This is a genomic window from Cyclobacterium lianum (assembly GCF_900143075.1).
Taxonomy (GTDB): Bacteria; Bacteroidota; Bacteroidia; order Cytophagales; family Cyclobacteriaceae; genus Cyclobacterium; species Cyclobacterium lianum.
Genome location: NZ_FRCY01000005.1, coordinates 177,055 through 197,442, shown reverse-complemented (window position 1 = coordinate 197,442; position 20,388 = coordinate 177,055). Strand labels below are relative to the sequence as shown.

19 protein-coding genes are annotated in these 20,388 nt (G+C 45.6%); 4 read left to right on the top strand and 15 right to left on the bottom strand.

The genetic code is table 11. From position 1 onward, the window contains the following. Positions 1-2: 2 nt before the first annotated feature. Together BUB19_RS10055 and BUB19_RS10050 are read right to left on the bottom strand one after the other, a co-directional pair. The gene (locus BUB19_RS10055) at positions 3-1,430 is read right to left on the bottom strand and encodes a circularly permuted type 2 ATP-grasp protein (protein WP_073094407.1); all 1,428 of its coding nucleotides are present in this window, start codon (positions 1,428-1,430) and stop codon (positions 3-5) included. Between the two features lie 155 nt (positions 1,431-1,585). Next, positions 1,586-3,664, bottom strand: coding sequence for a S9 family peptidase (locus tag BUB19_RS10050; RefSeq protein WP_073094406.1), 2,079 nt, complete (start codon positions 3,662-3,664; stop codon positions 1,586-1,588). 125 nt (positions 3,665-3,789) lie between these two features. Here BUB19_RS10050 and mscL point away from each other — a divergent pair, with 125 nt between their 5' ends. Then, positions 3,790-4,212, top strand: coding sequence for a large-conductance mechanosensitive channel protein MscL (mscL, locus tag BUB19_RS10045; RefSeq protein ID WP_073094405.1), 423 nt, complete (start codon positions 3,790-3,792; stop codon positions 4,210-4,212). A gap of 41 nt (positions 4,213-4,253) precedes the next feature. Here mscL and BUB19_RS10040 read toward each other — a convergent pair whose 3' ends face one another. The 3 genes from BUB19_RS10040 to BUB19_RS10030 form a co-directional block, all read right to left on the bottom strand. Next, entirely contained in the window at positions 4,254-6,356 is a 2,103-nt protein-coding gene (locus BUB19_RS10040; protein ID WP_245802822.1) for a ComEA family DNA-binding protein, read from the bottom strand. Further along, positions 6,353-7,186 (bottom strand): PorV/PorQ family protein, encoded by an 834-nt coding sequence (locus tag BUB19_RS10035; RefSeq protein ID WP_073094404.1) that lies wholly within the window; start codon positions 7,184-7,186, stop codon positions 6,353-6,355. Before BUB19_RS10035 ends, BUB19_RS10040 begins: the two co-directional genes overlap by 4 nt. A gap of 80 nt (positions 7,187-7,266) precedes the next feature. Continuing rightward, complete coding sequence (locus BUB19_RS10030; protein WP_073094403.1) at positions 7,267-8,712, bottom strand: BamA/TamA family outer membrane protein; 1,446 nt, start codon at positions 8,710-8,712, stop codon at positions 7,267-7,269. A gap of 76 nt (positions 8,713-8,788) precedes the next feature. On the opposite strand from BUB19_RS10030, the gene yidD reads away from it, so the two are divergent. Beyond that, complete coding sequence (gene yidD, locus BUB19_RS10025) at positions 8,789-9,010, top strand: membrane protein insertion efficiency factor YidD (protein WP_073094644.1); 222 nt, start codon at positions 8,789-8,791, stop codon at positions 9,008-9,010. A gap of 1 nt (position 9,011) precedes the next feature. Here the strand turns inward: yidD and BUB19_RS10020 are convergent, their stop codons facing one another. Genes BUB19_RS10020 through BUB19_RS10000 form a run of 5 tightly spaced genes read right to left on the bottom strand, consistent with a single transcriptional unit; the run spans position 9,012 to position 14,301 of the window. After that, positions 9,012-10,121 (bottom strand): prolipoprotein diacylglyceryl transferase, encoded by a 1,110-nt coding sequence (locus tag BUB19_RS10020; protein ID WP_073094402.1) that lies wholly within the window; start codon positions 10,119-10,121, stop codon positions 9,012-9,014. A gap of 31 nt (positions 10,122-10,152) precedes the next feature. Then, positions 10,153-12,009: an NAD(+) synthase gene (gene nadE / locus BUB19_RS10015; protein ID WP_073094401.1), complete on the bottom strand. Its 1,857-nt coding sequence runs from the start codon at positions 12,007-12,009 to the stop codon at positions 10,153-10,155. Between the two features lie 36 nt (positions 12,010-12,045). Next, on the bottom strand, positions 12,046-12,789 hold the full coding sequence (gene rnc / locus BUB19_RS10010; protein ID WP_073094400.1) for a ribonuclease III: 744 nt from the start codon (positions 12,787-12,789) through the stop codon (positions 12,046-12,048). A 2-nt stretch (positions 12,790-12,791) separates the two neighbouring features. After that, positions 12,792-14,045 carry a beta-ketoacyl-ACP synthase II gene (gene fabF, locus BUB19_RS10005; protein WP_073094399.1) on the bottom strand — a complete coding sequence of 418 codons (1,254 nt, stop codon included), beginning with the start codon at positions 14,043-14,045 and terminating at the stop codon, positions 12,792-12,794. A gap of 19 nt (positions 14,046-14,064) precedes the next feature. Further along, a complete protein-coding gene (locus BUB19_RS10000; protein ID WP_010855324.1) occupies positions 14,065-14,301 on the bottom strand; it encodes an acyl carrier protein in 237 nt (78 codons plus the stop codon). 148 nt (positions 14,302-14,449) lie between these two features. Here BUB19_RS10000 and BUB19_RS09995 point away from each other — a divergent pair, with 148 nt between their 5' ends. Both BUB19_RS09995 and pyk read left to right on the top strand, forming a co-directional pair. After that, positions 14,450-14,878, top strand: coding sequence for an IPExxxVDY family protein (locus BUB19_RS09995; protein ID WP_073094398.1), 429 nt, complete (start codon positions 14,450-14,452; stop codon positions 14,876-14,878). A 13-nt stretch (positions 14,879-14,891) separates the two neighbouring features. Then, entirely contained in the window at positions 14,892-16,322 is a 1,431-nt protein-coding gene (gene pyk / locus BUB19_RS09990; RefSeq protein ID WP_073094397.1) for a pyruvate kinase, read from the top strand. A 297-nt stretch (positions 16,323-16,619) separates the two neighbouring features. Here pyk and BUB19_RS09985 read toward each other — a convergent pair whose 3' ends face one another. From BUB19_RS09985 to BUB19_RS09965, 5 genes are read right to left on the bottom strand one after another with little or no spacing between them, the layout of a single operon-like run. Beyond that, the gene (locus BUB19_RS09985) at positions 16,620-18,185 is read right to left on the bottom strand and encodes an NFACT RNA binding domain-containing protein (RefSeq protein WP_073094396.1); all 1,566 of its coding nucleotides are present in this window, start codon (positions 18,183-18,185) and stop codon (positions 16,620-16,622) included. Position 18,186: 1 nt separating this feature from the next. Beyond that, the gene (locus tag BUB19_RS09980) at positions 18,187-18,948 is read right to left on the bottom strand and encodes an MBL fold metallo-hydrolase (protein WP_073094395.1); all 762 of its coding nucleotides are present in this window, start codon (positions 18,946-18,948) and stop codon (positions 18,187-18,189) included. Then, positions 18,945-19,223, bottom strand: coding sequence for a hypothetical protein (locus tag BUB19_RS09975; RefSeq protein WP_073094394.1), 279 nt, complete (start codon positions 19,221-19,223; stop codon positions 18,945-18,947). Before BUB19_RS09975 ends, BUB19_RS09980 begins: the two co-directional genes overlap by 4 nt. A gap of 1 nt (position 19,224) precedes the next feature. Continuing rightward, positions 19,225-19,605, bottom strand: coding sequence for a response regulator (locus tag BUB19_RS09970; protein WP_073094393.1), 381 nt, complete (start codon positions 19,603-19,605; stop codon positions 19,225-19,227). Then, positions 19,598-20,356 (bottom strand): response regulator, encoded by a 759-nt coding sequence (locus BUB19_RS09965; RefSeq protein WP_073094392.1) that lies wholly within the window; start codon positions 20,354-20,356, stop codon positions 19,598-19,600. The genes BUB19_RS09970 and BUB19_RS09965 overlap by 8 nt, the downstream gene beginning before the upstream one ends. Positions 20,357-20,388: the final 32 nt, after the last annotated feature.

Sequence of the window (20,388 nt, the reverse complement as noted above, 5' to 3'; positions counted from 1 at the left end):
GGTTAATACAATACCCAGGTATCTTTGCTTCCGCCGCCCTGAGAACTATTGACGACCAGAGAACCCTTTTTCAGAGCGACTCTGGTCAATGCGCCCGGTATGACTTCTATATCTTTTCCGTAGAGAATATAAGGTCTTAAATCTACATGCCTGCTCTCTATAGATTTGTTGTCTACAATAGATGGTACCGTAGAAAGGGAAAGTGTGGGTTGGGCGATGTAATTGTTTGGATTGGACCTGATCAGTTGTCTGAATTTTTCATGCTCTGTCTGATCTGTCTTGGGACCAATAAGCATTCCGTATCCCCCCGCTGCATTCGTTTCTTTCACTACCAGGTCTGCTATGTTGTCCAATACATATTTCCGATCTTTTTCTTCCCGGCAAAGGTAGGTGGGAACATTTTTTAAAATGGGCTCCTGCCTGAGGTAGTACTGGATAATTCTGGGTACATAGGCATACACTGCCTTATCGTCTGCCACCCCGGTACCCGGAGCGTTGGCCAAGGCGATATTTCCAGCCTTGTAGGCTTCAAAAAGGCCAGGTATTCCCAACATCGATTCCGGGTTAAACGCCAGCGGGTCCAGGAATGTGTCGTCTACCCTTCGGTACAATACATCAATTTGCTCCAAACCTTTGGTCGTTTGCATGTACACCTTGTTGTTTTCTACCAGCAGGTCCATGCCGGAGACCAGCTCTGCACCCATCTGCTGAGCCAGATAGGAATGTTCAAAGTATGCCGAATTGTATACTCCGGGTGTCAGAACACCGATCACTGGTTTCGGTTTGTCTGAAAGGAATTGAAGCATTTCCAGCAGTTTGGCGCAATAATCTGATACAGGCCTTACCCCCAGCTTATTGAAAAGCTCCGGGAATGCCCGCTTGATGATTTCCCTGCTCTCCAGCATGTAGGATACTCCCGAGGGGCAGCGCAGGTTGTCTTCCAGCACGTAAAATGCGCCGTCTTTATCCCTCACCAGATCGGTACCGGTGATGTGGCACCAAATTCCCTTTGGGGGCTTGAGTCCCATGCAAGGTTTCAGATAGTCTTTACTTCCCAGGATCAGTTCGCTGGGGATAATTTTGTCTTTAAGAATTTTTTGTTCGTTGTAGATGTCCTGCAGAAAAAGGTTTATTGCTTCTATCCTTTGTTTGAGGCCATTCTCCAGTATCTGCCACTCACTTCCAGGAATGATCCTGGGGATGATGTCAAGGTGTAGTATTTTTTCCTGTCCTGCCTTGTCATGGTATACATTGAACGTCATGCCCATGGCCATTTGTGCTTTGTCGGCAGAATATTGCAGATGACTTAGTTTTTTGGCGGAACTGGTTTTAATGAGCTGCCCGAAACTCCTGTAATGCTCCCTCAGTGTCTGATCTGCTGCGTACATTTCATCATAATAGGCCTGCTGGTCGTTGTGGATTACCTTCATCTTGGTTTTTTAAAATGAATATTTGAGTAGTGGTTTTTAAAATAATAGCTTAAAAAAGTAATCAAATATTTTTAAAACTGCAATTTATCAGGACTATACATCGTAGATTTCAGGCAAAATTTATAGCTTTTAGCAAACTTTGGCTTTTTCGGGGCTTATTTTTTAAGAGTTTTCCCTGAGTCTGACAACCAGAGGATGAAAGCATATTCCATGGCCAGCTCTTTCAATGCCCGGAATCTGCCGGATGCGCCTCCATGTCCCGCCTCCATATTGGTGTGTAAAAGCAGGAAGTTGTCATTGGTACGCAGCGCCCTGATTTTGGCCACCCACTTGGTGGGTTCCCAATACTGTACCTGGCTGTCGTGAAATCCGGAAGTGACCAGAAGATGAGGGTAGGACTTCGCACCTACATTATCATAGGGGGAGTAAGAGCAGATGTAATCGTAATACTGGCGATCGTTTGGGTTTCCCCACTCATCATACTCTCCGGTAGTAAGTGGTATGCTCTCATCCAGCATGGTGGTGACTACGTCTACAAAGGGAACTGCAGCAACGGCCCCATGAAAAAGATCCGGGCGCATGTTGATCACGGCTCCAACCAATAATCCACCAGCACTTCCTCCCATGGCGTAAAGCTTTTTGGGATGCGCATATTTTTCCCGGATCAAGTGCTCCGCACATGCAATAAAATCTGTAAAGGTATTGATTTTCTGCATCATTTTGCCTCCCTCGTACCAATGCCTGCCCATTTCCTGTCCACCCCGAACATGGGCCATGGCAAAAACGAAGCCCCTGTCTAGCAGACTAAGCCGGCTGGAGCTGAAGTAGGGGTCTGTACTCAGGCCATAGGCTCCATAGCCGTATAGCAACAGGGGGTTTTTACCGGTTTTGGAAAAAACGTCTTTTTTATACACGAGGGAGACGGGAATTTGCTGTTCATCCGATGCAGTCACCCAGATCCTTTCAGATTGATACGCTTCCGGGTCATGTCCACCCACTACTTCCTGCCGCTTCATCAGATTTTTTTGCCGGGTATCCATGTGATAGTCGTAAATGGATGAGGGTGTGGTCAGCGAATTGTACCCGTATCGCAATACCTCGGTATAATATTCGGGGTTGTTGCCAATCCATACTGCATAAGTCGGATCCTGCATGCGGATGGTGTGGCTTTTTCTTCCGTCCCAGAACCGTATTTCCAGCCTGCTCAGGCCATTGAAACGATCGCTGATCACGAGGTGATGCCGGAATACTTCAAATTCTTCCAGGAACACGTTTTCCCGGCCCGAAACCAGGTCCTCCCAATTGGATTTGCCCGGTGAGGCAACAGGAGTCCTTACCAATTTAAAATTTTTCGCTCCGTCGGCGTTGGTAAGAAGGATAAAATGGTCTTCGTGGTGATCGGCCTCGTATTCCAGGTCTCTTTCCCTTTTTTGGATAAGTTCCCAATTGCCCCCGGGCTGATCGGCATCAAGAAAACGGGATTCTGTGGATACGGTACTATTGCTGTTAATGAACAGGTACTTTCCGGATTTTGATTTCCTCACGCTTACCGTAAAAGTCTCATCTGTTTCTTCAAAAACCAGGCTGTCATTAGCGGGATCCTCTCCCAGGATATGTTTAAAAACCCGGTTGGACCTCAGTGTCTGCGGGTCTTGCTTGCTGTAATACAAGGTCTTGTTGTCATTGGCCCAGGCCATGTTACCGGTAACCCCGACCAGGTGGTCTTCGAGCAGCTGGCCCGACTGCAGGTCTTTGAAGAAAATGGAATAAATTCGCCTGCCCACCTCATCGGCTGCGTAGGATAGCATGCAGGTATCGGGACTGACGGCGAGGGCATTGACATGCATGTAGGCCTTTCCCTCCGCAAGCTTATTGACGTCCAAAAGTATTTGTTCATGCGCCGAAAGCTGCCCTTCCTTTCTGCAATGTATAGGGTACTCTTTGCTCTTTTCAAATCTTTGATAGTAGAAAAAGCCGTTTTTGAAGTACGGGACACTGGAATCATCTTCCTTTATGCGGCCCTTCATTTCTTCGAAAAGTGTATCTTGCAAAGACTTTGTGGGCAGTAGACATTTTTCGGTATACTCGTTTTCCGAGTGGAGATAGTCGATCACTTCGGGGTCTTCCCGGTTTTTCATCCAGTAATAATTGTCCATTCGGGAATGCTCATGCAGGAGCAAAGTAGTCGGTTGGATTTTTGCGATGGGAGGGGTTATATTTTTCTTATTTGCCATTTTTTCGGATCCTGATTTCAGCTTTTGTTTTGCCTGTATTTTGTAAAGTTTTTTAATTTTAGCTATATTGATAGGCTTATTATTATATTTTATGCAACGCTTTATTTACTTCAAACAACAAAAGTATGGGATTGATCAAAGAATTCAAGGATTTTGCCGTCAGAGGCAATGTAGTTGACCTTGCAGTTGCCGTGATTATCGGTGCGGCATTCGGAAAGGTAGTGTCTTCCCTGGTGAATGACATTATCATGCCCCCAATCGGGTTACTGGTGGGTGGCGTGGATTTTACTGACCTGATGGTAGTCCTGAAAGAGGCATACCTGGATCCGTCAGGAACTGAGATTGCGGCTGTAACCATAAATTATGGCAATTTTATCCAGTTTGTCGTTGATTTTTCAATTGTCGCATTTGCTGTATTTATGATCGTGAAATTGATCAATAACCTGAAAAGAAAGGAAGAAGCCGCACCTACTCCTCCACCCCCTACTGTCAATAAAACAGAAGTATTGCTGGAAGAAATCAGAGATTTGTTGAAGAAACAGGGTTGATGAAATCCTATGTAGCACCGGTAAAAGTTCGGGAAGAGCTTTTACCGGTTAAATTGATACCTCATTTGAAAAGTGGTTTCTGTGATTTCATTTCCCTGTATTTCCTGCAGACCTGTGCCGATAGATTCCCTGTTGGTGTAAACGGTTTTGGCCCATCTCAGCCAAACTGTTATTTTTCGATTCAGCCGGTACTGACCCAGCAGGTAAAAACGGGAACCCTGTCCGTAAAGGGCAGGTATAGAAAAGGCCCAAAGCACGTTTTTTTCGTACAAAAATTGCCTGTTCTCGAAGTTGTCCGTATCGAAAACCGAATACCTTCCACTGAATTTCCAATTGCCCAGATGGGCTGAAAGATCTTGCAGCAGGGCAAATCCCTGGGTGTTTTGGCCGTTGATAGTAAATGAACTGTGTTGCACCCTGGATTTGAATTGCCACCATTGGTTTGGCTGAAGGGAAAGACTCCAGACGAAGTTGTTGCGTTTACCCGTCGCAAGCAAATAGGAATTTCCGGTTTGTTCGGTAGCCATCAGGTTTCTGCTCTTGGTTTCAGCTCTCCATTGGATAAAGGTGTGCAGTTTTTTGTGCGGCCGGTAACTAAAGCGTGTCAACCATTCGTTGCCGGAGGAAGGTGCATATACCCGGAACTTCAGCCAGGGAAAGGAAAAGTGGTCATAGTAGGCAGACCAATTGATTTTTCTGCCGGGTCTAAAGTTTAATCCCAGATACAAGCCTTCTTCATTGATGGGTCGCGACCCTTCGGCAAAGGCATTTCCATAGAAGGAATGGAAATTTCTATCATATTTCCGCCAAACCAGAGACAGGTCTATATGTGGATTTAAGCTGCTCATGATTCCAAAAATATACCCCCGGCCCCGGCTTTTGGACATGGCTGATTCACCAAAGAAATAATGGTTGGCAAAATTGTAGGAAAGGTAGATGCTGCCCGTATAGTTAGTCCTGCCGCTGAATTCAAATTGGTTGTAAATTCTTTTCATTGGTAGTAGGGGCTGGCTGTAAAGGGTATGGAGAAGATTGCTTCCTATTTGAAAACCCCGATTGTTGCTTTGGTATTGCAGATTAAATCCGATGTTTTGTTCTCTTGCCTGTCCTTTTTTCTGGATTTCGCTGGGGGTGCGGTGCAAACCCGATCCCACCAGCGAGGATAGATAGCTTTCTGCGGATTGCAGGCTGTCCGGGATCAGTTGCACATTGGCGCTTCTTGGAGCGAGAGAATACATGCCGGTCCATTCGATATTTCCGGACTTGTAGGTTGCAGCGGCACCCCTGAAAAACCCGGCTTCCAATACAGAAGTATAGGGCCTCAGCCCGAGGGAGCTTCTCCGTACAGTAGCAATGGTCTCAGCACCTTTTCCCACCGAAAAGCCGGACCCAAACACGAGGCCCTGGCCAAATTGTAGTTGGTAATCCCCCAGCGTGATCGTTTTCCAGGGGCCCTTATCATACAGCATGATATGAAATGACAGGAAGTCAAAACCATACCGCTTTGTCTGTTTATCCCAGATAAATTGTTCCCCGGCATCCTTATCAGCCGTAAAGCCGATACTGAAATCACCTGGCTGCTGTAGTCGCAGCCGCAGGTACAGGTCATCCGGACCACCGAGATAGCGACTGCCTGGCTGCCCATTGTGTAGCGTGTCCGGCCGGGTAAATCCTTTTCGGGTTTGCCAAATCCGCCGGTGTCTAAAAATCAGGTAGGCGTTTTCAGCAGCTTTTATGCGGCTGAGACCGGGGATTTGCTGCCGGGATGAGACCGGCTCGAGCTGTACAAATGGCAATATATTTTCGATTGTTTCCAGGCTCCATTCAGGGATGGCCTGCAGTTCGTATACCGAAATTAAGGGTCCGAATCTTTGGCGGTAAGCTAAAAAGGAGTCTATTTGAATGGGGCTCAGAATATATAATGCGCTTAGTTGATCTGCAGTAGCTTCCTGCAAATCAAGGGGATTCAGGTGTACCTGTAGCAGGCTTTCATAAAGGTCTTCGTAGTCGATATCTTCTTCCTGAAAAGAAAAGCGTTCTTCTACAAAGCTTTCCAAATCCAATTCCCCTGTTGGTATTTGCCGGGCAGCAAGCATTGGAACAAGGAGCAATACGAAAATTCCCGAAAAAATAAGCGGTTTCAAGGAGCTGAGAGATTATAGTTAACGGAAAAATGGTGCGTGAACCCCAGCAAGTAGTGGCGGCTTAACGCATAGTCGATCTGATACCTCCTGGGCCTGAATCCAATACCGAAGAATAAGTTATTGGGTTGGGTGTTGATGCCTGTTCGAGCCCAAAACTTTTCTTCAAAGTTATAGGCCAGTCCTGCCTTGAATTGTGCAGGGGAACGCAATTCTTTTTCGGTTTCCAGATTGATCATCAGGTTTTGAGAAGGGCGGTAGGAGATACCTGCTTTCAGGCTGGTAGGTAGAAAATCTCCGCTGCTTTTACTTATGGCGGAGCGGGTAATGTTGTACATATGTGCCCCGAAAAAGAGACCGGGAATGATTTCGGCGGTGCCTCCAAATTCGATTACCGGCCGGCCGGTTCTGCCAAAGCCTTCGATATTGGTTTGGAAATAGCTCAGTTTGATTCCCAGACTTGCCAGTCCCAATTGATTGGCCAGGCCGATTCCTATCTGCTGCTGGTTAAACAGGGCTCCTCCATAACTGGACAGCCCAAAACCAAAGTTTCCCAGTTTTTCGCTGGGGAGGACCATTCCGGCAGCAAGGGTGGTCAGTTCGCTGAGGCCCAATCGGTGGTCGTATCCCGCAAATGCCGCGATCTCGTCAGGGGCGTTTGCCAGGGCGCCAATATTGTTGAATACGGCCCATGGATCGTTTAATGTCAGGCTGGCATTGCCCATACCCACACTTCTGGCTCCTTTTGGGAAATGATCCATACTGTTTTGAGCCTTACCATGCCAGATCTGGAAGGATAGTAGAAGGACAGCAGACAAAACCCATTTCTCCATTTTTGAAAAAAAAATTGGGAAAAATAAATCCGAAAAGTAATATAATACAAAAAAATGTATTTTTAAAACAAAAAAGAGATTTATAAAGGTGCCCTTACGTTGATGAAAAAGTTGCCTGGTCCGGTGTTGGTATAGGAATACTCAAACCGGAATACCGCATCGTAGATTCCGATCAGGTCCAGGCCCAGCCCAAATCCGGACAGATACCTGTTGGTCAGCCGTGCATTTTCCGGCAATCGATTGGCATCCCGCACGTAGCCCTGATCAAAGTTTGCGCTGAGGTAAAGCCGAAAAGGAAAAATGGAAAATTCTTCTATAGGCATGAAGTCCGAGATGTCGAAAGCCACATTCAGCAACTCATAACGCAGGCTGTTTTTATGTACAAAAGTCTGCTGTCCTTCGATCACATTCACCTCATAGCCTCTGATAAAATCCGGTCGGTATCCTATACCCCTGACAAGGGTATAGGGTTGTCTGGGACTAAAAAATGCAGCACCTGATACTCCCGTGGCAAAATAGAATTTACCACCCAGGGGAGTGTATTTGCTGGCCTGAATGGAAAATTCTGTTTCCGAGATATCGTCTCCGGCAAACAGGCCATACTGGGTGATACTCATGTCCAACAGGGTGCCCTGTAGCGCATAGGCCACATTGTCCCGGTGGTCGTGCCGGTAGCGGTAGCTGGCCTGGAAATATTTTAATCGTTGACTGTCGTGGGTAAAATAGTCCGGGTTTTGCTCCAATACATCCTCATGAATTCGTGTATTGTGAAGACCAAGGGTCAGAAAGTGGGTGTTGTAAAAACTTCCTCTGAAATTATAGGTGAGGAAGGCATTGAGGGTTTTGCGCAATACCTCTTCGTTCTGGTTTCTGTAAAAAAACTGTTTGTTGTCTACAGACCGGATGGGAATATTTTTGTTGGTATAATAGTTGAATTTGGCAGCTAAGCCATGCACCTGGTTTTTGTCAAAATAGGGAATGCTGTAGTTCAGGTCTATTGCCTGGGTGAAACCCAATTGTCCGATAATCCTGAACTTTTCATTCCTGCCACCCACATTATTGTGGTCCAGCTTGATACCATAGTTTACCCTCGAAAAATCCCTTTCCTGGTTGATCCACCACTCCGAAAAATTTCTGTCCGCCAGATTAAAAATGATACTGGGCAGAATGTACCACCTTTCTTTAAGTGAAACCAGCAATTCTACCTGGCTGTCATCCAGAAAAAGTGGGGTAAGTGTGACGGTAGTGAAAAGCTGAAGGTTGTAAATTTTCTTTTGATCTGCAAGGAGCAGGTCCACAAAGTCTTCCCAATCGTAGACTGCCCCCTGCTGAATATCCATCTCCCTCAGGATAATCCTTCTTCGTGTTTTTTCGTTTCCTACTACAAAAATATTATTTACCGTCACCCGCTCCGGCGGGTCTGCCTGCTCCGGAACCAGGGCTTCAGGGCCATCCTGGGCCTGCAGAGGCTGACTGGCGAAAGCAGCCAGGAACACAAAAAGATAAAATAGTGGTTTTTTTGTCAAAATGACGGGAAAGTTGATAGGTAGAGACAGAACTTTAACGCTAATTTTTTTCTTGTATGTTATAAATACGATAAAAGTGAAACAAATAGTCAAGAAAATCGCCGTATTTCCCATCTTGTTTTATCAATATCTCCTATCTCCCTTGTTTCCCAGGTCTTGCAGGTATTATCCTACCTGTAGTCAGTATATGAAGGAAGCGATCATGAAACATGGTATTTTCCGGGGAGGCTGGATGGGAATCAAACGCATAGGCCGCTGCCATCCCTGGGGTGGGCAGGGACACGATCCCGTGCCATGATTTATTCCCGTACAGCTTTCTTCTTATTACCGTATTTCAGTGCATAAAGCACCAGTCCTATTCCTGCCAGGACCAGAGGTATGCTGAGGGCCTGTCCCATATTGAACGCCAGGTTATCTTCAAATTCCACCTGATTTTCCTTAAAGAACTCCCAGACAAAGCGCATTCCAAACACGGATATCAGAAACAAGCCAAGATACAGGCCTTCAGGAATGTCGGAAGTATACTTTCTCCATCCCAGAAAAAGCAAAACGAAAATCAACAGGTAGGTGATGGATTCGTAGATTTGTGTGGGATGTCTGGCTACACCAAAAGTTTTGACAACAGCCAGGTAATGGCTGCCTTCATCCCTGATCTCCAGGTCAAGAGGACTCTCCGGATCCTCATCCATGTATTTCCTTGAACTACCAAAGCGGGTTAGGGCGTACTTGATATCTCTCTCGAGCACACTGCGCAGGTTTGCTTCCTCAAAGCCTCCTTTATTGATTTCTATATCGATATTCACAGGTACCCGTCCTGAACCGGTCAACTCTCCCGACCGATCGGCCGGTTTATAGGCGGAAATGGAAGAAATGGGCAGCTTCATGGTTTGAAGGATTTCTTCCGTGTCTCGGGCAAACACAAAGCCGGAATCTGTTCCCGTAGCTTTGCCTCCGATTTCTGAATTCATCAGGTTGCCGAATCGGATCAGCGCCCCCGTCAGCGCCACCACGATGACGATGCGGTCTACTACCCAGAGGTAAGATTGGCCCGGCGTTTTTTTCGCGTACAGCCAGAGTGCGAAAAGTATGCCTATGGCTGCACCGTGACTGGCCAGGCCTCCTTCCCAAACCTTGAGAATATCGATGGGATTGCTCAGGTAACGGGCCGGTTCGTAAAACAGTACATGTCCCAGGCGGGCTCCGATGATGGTGGCCAGTACCATGTATATGGTGAGCCGGTCTACCAATTGCTCATCTTCACCTTCTTTCCTGAAAAAATGGATCATGATCTGCTGGGAGATAATAAAACCCAACGCAAAAAGCAGACTATACCACCTTAGCCTGTCAAATCCTGAAAAAACGGCGGGGTTTGGACTCCATACTACGTAATACAAAATACTGCTAATCATAGCTTTTGCTTTTTTTTGCTCTTGCCTAAACTTACTCTTCGGTAATTTCCAATTCTTTTAATTCTTCCTGATAGCCGCCTGACAAAATGGGAAAGCGGTACCAGGTCTTGGGGTCAACATTGAACTCATCCAGATGAAAAGATGGAGCCAGCCGCTCCCGTTTCCATTGGTTTCTGGACCATAGCCGAAAGAATTTGGCAATGTAGCTTTTTAATAGAGATGGTTCAAGAGAAAGTTCTTCTTTCAGATTGAGGTAAATGTCCACAGGAGATCGTTTGTCCCGAATGGCTAACTGCTCAATGGCGGTAAGCACCGCATAAGGCATCAGGTCTTCCTCGTCGGTCTGTTTTCGTTCCAATGGTCTCAGCTCTGCACTGGGCTGCAATGCATTGACCTGTTGCAACCCCTTATAGCCCAAAACTTTCTCAGCCCACTTGAGCCATTGCAGGATAAAATCTTTTGATACGGCGGCGATAGGTGAGATGCTGCCACTGGTATCTCCGTCCATAGTGGTATACCCCACATCTCCCTCGCTCCTGTTTGATGTGCTCAGCAGCAAGGCATTATTGATATTGGCGAGCATCCATATAATCGGTGAACGGGCCCTTGCCTGAATATTTTGCAGGGCAATGTCATCTTTTTTCCATTCCAGTTTTCTGCCCAGTGCGCTTTCTATTTTTTCCGTGTAGGAAGCTACTTCCTCATCAATAGACCAATGGTAAAATTTAGCTCCTATACTTTCGGCGAGAGATTTGGCAGAGTTAAATGTATCCTCAGAGGAATTTTGAGTACCCTGATAGGCGGTAGTAAGTATTTTTGCCGTAATGTCCCTGATGCTGCTTTTGGGGTCAATGTCCTTATCCCTGTGGATTTTTTTCAGAAAAAGGGGAGTGCCTAGACATTGAACACCCCTGCGCACCATTTCTGCCACCAGAATGGCTATAGAGGAAGAATCGGCGCCGCCGCTCAGGGAAAGCACAAATCCCTTGCTTCTGCTCTTTCGGAGGTAATCAAACAATGCCAGTGCAACGGCGGCCGCGAAGGCTTCGTTTTTATTGCCATCCTCAGTTTTCAGGGGAGGAGAATGGGGTGCAGATAAAGGATACCGGAAACTGATAAGTTGGAAATCCTTAAACGACAACAGTGGGTTTTTGACCAGCAGTTTGCCTTTATCGGCATACAGGATCTCACCGTCGAATATCATCCGGCCGCTTTCATTCCCCAAGAGATTGATATAAAAGTAGCCTGCACCAAGCGCTTGTGAACTTTTCCTTACCAGACTTTCGCGTAGCGCACTTTTGCCCATAGCAAAATGGCTGGCACTGGGATTCAGTATCAATTGGGCTTTTCGCTCTTTGAGTCGGTATCCGGGGCGTTCGGCGCCTCTCCAGGCATCTTCACATATCTCAAAACCATAACGCAGCCCGTTTTTCTCAAAAACCATGTCACCAAATGGGATTTGCTCTTCCTGGAAGTCCAGGCTGGTCATTTCGCCAGCCTTCCAGGCAGTAAACCAGCGGCATTCGTAATGTACTCCATCGATGGCGAGAAATTGTTTGGGTACCAGACCGAGTATTTTACCGTTTTCGAGTACAGCCATACAGTTGTACACCTTTTGTTCGATTCTGCAGGGTAGTCCTACGCAGACCGTAATACCAGTCGTATGAGGCAGAATTTTCCGAAGACTGGCAAGTGCTTTTCTGGGATACCAATAGCTCAGGAAGAGGTCCTCACTACCATAACCGGTGATGCTCAGCTCCGGAAAACACAGCAAATCTACGCTTTGATCTTTTGCTTTTTGAATGCACTGCAGGATCCGGTACAAATTCCCTTCCCAATCTAGTGGCGTTTGGTTCAATGTCGCACCTGCAAGGTATATCGAAGACATGTTGTTATTTTTTATCCGGATAAATGAAAGGCCGGGTTAAAAGGTAATTTGTAATTTTTCGCAGGCTATTCTGGCAGCTTCCTGTTCGGCTTTTTTCTTGGTAGGTCCCTTTCCCTCTGAAAATGAAGACCCGTCAATGTTCAGGCATACAGTAAATTCCTTGAACCTTTGGTTGTTGTCCAGGGATTTTAACTCAAAATCAATCTCCTTGTTATCTTTCTGAGACCATTCTATGATTTTACTTTTAAAATTGGTCGTGGTAGCGATGATATTGTCCAGGTCGAAAAAGGGGTTGATGAGCCTCTTGTTGATGAATTTTTTGCAGAAATAGTAACCCCTGTCGAGGTAAATGGCACCTATCAAAGCCTCCAGGGTGTCGCCATAAAGGGACTTAAAGGAATTGGGTACTCTGCCATCCATTTCCGATTCTACGATCTTTGGCAGACCGATTTTTTGTCCGACCTGATTCAGGGATTCCCGATTGACTATACGGGATCGTGTTTCCGTAAGAAATCCCTCATCCCGGTAAGGGAATTTTTGAAAGAGGTATTCCGCTACTACGGTCCCCAGGACAGCATCTCCGAGATACTCCAGCCGCTCGTTGCTTATTTTTACCCCTGATTTGATTTCTTTCGAGACAGACACATGCCTGAAGGCAAGCGTGTAAAGGGATAAATTTAAAGGCTTGCTACCCACTATATTTTTAATAGCGGACGCAAGCCTTTTTTCTTTCTGGTTATAAGTTAGCTCCTGAACCCTGAGCAACCGAAGTAATTTCAAATTTATTCCTTTATTTTCTTGAAGATGATGGAACAATTGTGCCCCCCAAATCCAAAGGTGTTACTCAGTGCGATATTCACCTCCCGCTCCTGCGCCTTATTAAATGTAAGGTTCAGTTTTGAATCTACTTCCTCATCATCGGTAAAATGATTAATGGTAGGAGGGATAAGGTTATTGTTCATGGCAAGTATCGATGCGATAGCTTCTACCGCTCCGGCAGCGCCCAGCAAGTGACCTGTCATAGACTTGGTGCTGCTGATATTCATCTCATAGGCATGGTCACCAAAGATCTTTTGTATGGCTTTTACCTCACTCAGGTCACCCAGAGGAGTAGAGGTACCGTGTACATTGATATAGTCGATTTCCTGTGGGGAAATTCCGGCATCTTCCAGCGCAAATTTCATCACATTGGCCGCTCCTCTCCCTTCCGGATGGGGTGCAGTAATGTGGTAGGCATCTCCTGTCATCCCGCCTCCGATCAACTCAGCATAGATTTTGGCTCCCCGGGCTTTGGCATGCTCATATTCTTCCAGCACAAGTGCTCCGGCACCCTCGCCCAACACAAATCCATCCCGGTCCTTGTCAAATGGTCGTGAGGCGGTAGCGGGATCCTCATTTCGCTGTGAAAGGGCCTTTAACGCATTAAAGCCTCCCACACCGGCTTCAGTGACTGCAGCTTCAGAGCCTCCGGATATAAACACATTTGCTTTACCTAAGCGGATGTAATTGAAAGCATCTATCAGTGCATTGGTGGCCGAAGCACATGCCGATACCGTAGCAAAATTGGGTCCCTGAAAACCATATTTTATAGAGATAAATCCTGCCGCGATATCCGCTATCATTTTAGGGATGAAAAATGGGTTGAACCTTGGAGTCCCTTCACCATTGACAAAATCAGTCACTTCGTCCTGAAAGGTTTTCAATCCACCTATACCGGAACCCCAGATTACGCCTGCCCTGCTCAGGTCAGTTTTCTCCAGATCAAGGGCAGCATCGGACATCGCTTCCTCTACTGCTACCATTGCGTATTGGGTATAGGGATCAATTTTTCTCGCTTCTTTCCTGTCTATAAATTGCGATATGTCCAGATTTTTAACTTCGCAGGCAAATTGGGTTTTGAATTTTGAGGCGTCAAAACGGGTAATAGGCGCAGCACCACTTACACCATTTGTCAAACCCTCCCAATATTCGGGGACAGTATTACCAATTGGCGTAAGGGCACCTAAACCTGTTACTACAACTCTTCTTAAATTCATAAATGATTTTAAGTATGGGTTATTTAACGTTAGCTTCCAAATAGCTAACTGCCTGGCCAACCGTACCGATCTGTTCAGCCTGGTCATCCGGAATAGAAATGTTGAATTCTTTTTCGAATTCCATGATAAGCTCTACAGTATCCAAAGAATCGGCACCAAGGTCATTGGTAAAGCTCGCTTCGGGAGTGACTTCAGATTCTTCGACGCCTAACTTATCAACGATAATGGCTTTTACTTTTTGTGCAATTTCAGACATTTTGTGATCAGTTTAGTTTAAACACTCCGCAAAGAAAATTATTTAATATCTTAATGTCAAAAAAAATGACAAACTAAATTAAGAACTTTCTTCCAGAGATAGAAGTTGGAATAAAATTTTTAACTTTGTTTTTTTAAATTCTTCCTAAATGAAGAAAAATAAACTTCATGTTGAAACAGTATTTGATTTTGATCTTTTAGGCCTGGTAGCCCCCCTTAAGGACTATAAACTTGCCTGGCTGATCAACCATTCACTGGGGATAAATTTAAAAAAAGCTGCGGACTATGAGATGGAATTTCTCCATCAGCCGGATTTAATTATTTCTCAGTTTATACTGGAAAAAGAACATGGCTACATACAGTTGCTCAGAAACAAGTCCTATCCGGTGAGGGGACAGTCGCGATTTCTGATTCCGGAGCTGCGGTATATGGATTACTTTTTACTCTGCCAGGACTTTACCTGTGAAGTGGATTTTAATACGTATATTGACGGCCTTTCGAGAGTACACGGCATCCATAGTATTGTGAAAATTGATATCAATAAATTAAAATCGAAGGAAAACCTGTTAACATATTAAATCATATATAAAAATGAGAGTACCTATTTTTAATAAAACCAAAATATTAGCTACCCTTGGCCCCGCCAGCAATAACAAAGAAACCATCACCGAATTGGTCATGGCCGGTGCTGATATTTTCAGGTTAAACTTCTCCCATGGTGAACATGCCATTCACGCAGAAGCCGTGAAGACCATACGTGAAGTGAATGATTCATTAAATCTCAATATAGGTATACTCCAGGATCTGCAGGGACCGAAGATCAGGGTAGGGGAAGTAGAAAACAACGGTGTGCTCATCAAACAAGGTGACCCAATCACCATCACCAACGAGCCTGTTATGGGTACATCCTCGCTCGTAAGTACCGTCTATCAGAATCTCCCCAATGACGTGACACAGGGTGACCGCATATTGATAGATGATGGCAACCTGGAATTGGTGGTATTGAAAACAGATGGAAAGAATGTCGACTGTACCGTGGTGCATGGAGGTATTCTGAAATCCCGCAAAGGCATCAACCTGCCAAACACAAAAATCAGTGCTCCCTCATTGACAGAGAAGGATATTGTCGATCTGGAATTTGGGTTGGAAAACGAGGTGGACTGGATTGCCCTTTCCTTTGTACGAACAGCCGATGATATTCTTGATCTAAGGGAGAGAATCACCAATTCAGGGAAAAGCTGTAAGATCGTAGCGAAAATAGAAAAACCGGAAGCACTGGAAAATATCGACGAGATCATACAGGCCACCGACGCCATCATGGTGGCAAGGGGAGACCTCGGGGTAGAAGTTCCCATGGAAATCGTACCTCTCTGGCAGAAAAAGATGGTGGAAAAATGCAAAATTGCCTGTAAACCGGTGATCATTGCCACTCAGATGATGGAAAGCATGATCGTCAACCCCAGGCCCACAAGGGCTGAGACTAATGATGTGGCCAGTGCAGTCCTGGACGGAGCGGATGCCGTGATGTTGTCTGCGGAAACTGCCTCCGGAAAATTCCCCATAGCGGCAGTAAAAGCCATGAGCAGGATCATCGATCACATCGAGGTTAACGCCGATATTTACCACAATCTGTACAAAATTCCAGAGGATACCGAGAGCTTTCTGAGCAATAACCTGCTGCTTATGGCCAGCAGATTGTCAAGAAATGTGAAGGCCCGGGCTATTGTCGGGATTACCACATCCGGGTTTACGGCTTTCAGAATTTCCTCCCACAGACCCTCAGCGGGCATTTTTATCTTTACGCGTAACAAAAAGCTCCTGACCCAACTGAGCCTGGTTTGGGGAGTGCGGGCTTTTTATTATGACAACCGGGTCTCGACCGATGCTACTTTTCAGGATATTCAGGACAAGCTCAAAGAAGAAAACCATGTTGCCGAAGGGGATATCATCATCAATACCGCCAGTATGCCCCTGAAAGCCAAAGGCAGAACCAATATGCTGAAAATACACGTAGTGGAATGAGGGAGACAAGGTTTTTTTTCCGGGAGATGGTTGCAGGGTACGCAGCAACCTATCCCTGCATGACTGAGGTTGACTTGCGAAACTCATGATAACCCGGTTTTATCCCAACAGATAACCCGTTAATACAGCACAGTGCTTTGCTCCCCCTGTAGCAGGGGATTGACAGGACTTGCATTGCTTAAGCCCCGCTAAAGCAGATCGAGTAAGGAGTTAGGTGTATGTTTGGTCGATTTCAAGTCGATACCATATCTTTGAATAAATCAAGGCAGGCCGGGAAAATCGGGCTGCCTTTTTCTTTTATAGCTTGTCTGGAGACTCCGGGCTTACCATAATGACCTTTTCCCGGTCTACTATCACTGCTCCCGCAGGAGAGCCCTTCACCTTTCTGACAAACTTGCAGGGTGTGTAAATTACCGCGGCAAGAGAGGCAGTTTTGTTTTTGGAATAGTATGCAGCCAGTGAGGCCGCTCTTTCCAGGACAGGCGCAGGGACCCTCATACCGGACTGTTGTTTGATAATTACATGGGATCCTGCTACATCTCTTGCATGCAGCCAGATATCCTCTTTCCAGGTGTATCGTCGGAGCAATTCATCGTTTGCGCGGGCGGACTTGCCAATCCAGATCTCAAATCCTTCCACCTCCAGTTTTCTGTAAGGCAATTGCACCTGCTTGCTCCCCGGACCAGCTGGTTTTTCGCTTTTTGTGATTGCCCTCAATTCGTGAAAATCGTCGACCTGTTGTATTTCCAATTGTTCCTGATTGAGTTCAGCAAGCTGTTTTTCTCTGACTTCAAGGTTTTTTCGCAGTTGCTCCAGTTCAATTTTTTTGTTTTTGCTTTTTCGGTACAGATTTTCAGCATGCTGCTGAGGACTGATGCCTTTTTTTAATTGGATTTCTCTCAGCTCGTTGGCATAGAAATCAAATAACTGAACCCGCTCTGAACCGGGTGGGATTTGGTGGAGGTTGGCCATGATAATGTCTGCAGTCTGGCTGAGCTGCGGTGCCGATTCAAGAGCCTCTAGCTTTTGCCGCGTTTTCTGCAGGTAGCTGGCTGTTTTTTTTTGTTGTTCGCTCAGCGCCCGCAGCAAGGAGTGTTTTTTATTGTCAAAAGCCTGCTGGACTACCGCTTTCTGGTAGTATGCGTTTGCTGCCTCCAATGGGTCAGAAGTGGACAAGAGAGCCCGGGAGCAGGGGAGAAGTGTGAGGAGATATTTTCCCTCCTCCTTAAACACCGAAAATAAAGGGCTTTCCAGCATGTCCATTACTGCCTGCATCAGTTCAAACCTTCTTTCCAAACCGGCATCCAGGTAACCTTCCCTTTTTAACCAGGCTCTCGGCAGTTTTCCGAGGGTTGGTAAAAATTGACTGGCATTGCCCTCCAGCGATTTAAACCGGCTCCAGCTCAGGTCAAGGGGTTTTTCCAAATCAGGAATTCGGATCGTCATGTCCTCCTGTAGCTCTTTTCTGAACAAGCGCACAGGGAGGCTGTCCCTGGTCTCGAAAAGCAGGATGTTGGAGCGGCTTCCATGCATTTTAAACAGCAGTGCCGTTCCATCTGCGGTCTCCAGATAAAAAGCGCGTTCGAAGGCCAGCAGGTGTACACCTGTTATTTTCTGGTGAAGGATTTCCGGGAAAAGGTCAATATTGTTTTTCTTGCTCCTTTTAAAATCTGAAGGGAAACTCAGACAGGTATTGGAAGGTAGCAATAAGGCTCTGATGAAGAAAAGGCGGTTTTCCGCTAACTGCAATTCCAGGATCAGTTCTTCTTTGTTTTGAGAAAAGCAGGAAACCAGGGTAGCCCCCCGGATCTTTTCCTCCAGAGCAGGGCAGAGAAACCGGAAATAGTGATAATTCAGGTGCATATCAGGTCTCGATTTGTAATCCATCGAATGCCAGGGCTACATTTGCCGGAAGGCTGCTCTGCACTTGCTGGTGGAGTCCCAATTTGTGGCTGATATGCGTGAAATAGGCATATTCGGGATTGATTTCCTGCACAAAAGAAAGTGCTTCGTTCAACGTGAAATGAGAGATGTGTGGTTTTATCTGCAGGGCATTCAACACGAGTATTTTTGTGCCCTTTATCTTTTCTATTTCTTCCGGCGAGATGTAATTGGCATCGGTGATGTAGGTAAAATCTCCGATCCTGAACCCAAAAACGGGCAGTTTGTGGTGCATGACCTGGATGGGTGTAAAGGTAGTTCCCTCTACTTCAAATGGGGCATTGCCGATTTCATGAATCAGCACCCTCGGGATTCCCGGATATTTGTTTTTCGAAAAAATATAGGCAAACTCCGTTTTGATCTGGTTCAGGACCTGGGCCGTACCGAAGAGCGGGATGTCGGTTTGCTGTTTAAAGTTGTATGGCCTGATATCGTCCAGGCCGGCGGTATGGTCTTTGTGTTCATGGGTGTAGACAACAGCGTCCAGGCGAGGTATGGCATTCTGAAGCATTTGCATTCTGAAATCTGGTCCCGTATCGATCACGATGCTCGCCCCCTGATTTTCGATATGCAGAGAGCTCCTCAACCGCTTGTCCCGGTAATCCATAGATCGGCATACCTCACAATTACAGCCAATCACTGGCACGCCCTGGGAAGTTCCGGTCCCTAAAAATGTAATCTTCAAAGCTTCAATTCTGTTTGTTTAAGTTCGATGAGGAAATCTTGCTGTTTCTGGTTCTCAAAGGATTGGGGATTAAAATCGAGGGTTTTCAGGATTTCCAGTAAAGCATTGATTTTGCCTTCCAATGTAAAGTACTTGTTGATGATGACGATCTTATTGTCTTTAAGTATACAGTAACCTGATTTAAAATTACCTTTTTCATACCTGAGGTGATACTCAGAAGCAGCAAAAATATTCTCCAGTTTGTCCAGGTAGCTCTTGTTATACTTGATGGGCATTCTATTTGAAAATATGTTTTTTCACCGTGGAAAGCAACAAATCGTAATCAAGTGGTTTTTGCACGTAATCGTCCAATCCTGCTTTTTTAAAATCGTCCAGGGTAAAATTTTTATAATTTCCGGTGATGGCGATGATTGGAATGCCTGATTTTTTGTCATCCGGGAGTTTGCGGATGGCTTTGGTACAGGCGATACCGTCCATGACTGGCATATTGATGTCCATCAAGATCAGGTCGAAATCCTCTTTGGCCAGCTTGTCCAACACCTGCTGTCCATTTTTGACCGCTGTAATATGAAAGTTTTCAAAAAGCAAAACGTTTTTTGTCAAATTGATGATTACAGAGCTGTCTTCTGCCACCAACACTTTTTTGGACTCACTCATATTTTGTAAATATTTTATCGTTTTCAATAAGCTTTCGATAGGTTTTCAGGCCTTCCTCAAGCTGTGCTATGTCTTTCTGAATGTCATTGTGGCTGGATTGCTTGATTTTCTTTTCAAATCCGGCAGTCGCCTTATGGATCACAAAGACCCCCAATGTCCCTGAATTTCCTTTCAATATGTGAAGTTTTTCGCCAATTTCCTCAAATTTTTTCAATTCTGCCAAATTTTTTATTTCCTCAGTCAGGCTCTCAGCCTCTTCCAGAAAGTCGTGATATACCGCTTTGATGTTGTCCAGATTGTGGTATTTTAATAGCTGATGAATGACCGATTCATTGAGATCAGCTTCATTATCCGGTTCATTTTCTTTACCTGCTGCAGGAGGCATACCAGGCTGTAAATGGTGGTGAATGGTTTCGAGCAGGTCCTTGGGTTTCACTGGCTTGGCAATGAAATCGTCAAAACCGGTGGATAAAAAATACTCCCGGTCCCCCTGGTTGGAGTAGGCAGAAATGGCAATAATGGGAATATCGGTGATCTCCTCTTCTTTGATGATTTTCAGACAGGAAATGCCATCGAGTTTCGGCATTTGTATGTCCATCAGTACAATATCGTAGCTGTTTTTTCTGAGCATCTCGATGGCTTCCATACCATCGGAAGCCGATTCAAAAAAATAATTGTGTCCGATTACATTTTCGAAAACCCTGCGGTTCAGGGCATTGTCATCAACGATCAGGACTTTTTTGTTTTTCATAGCTGAAATTACTTAACTTCGGGATTCTATTT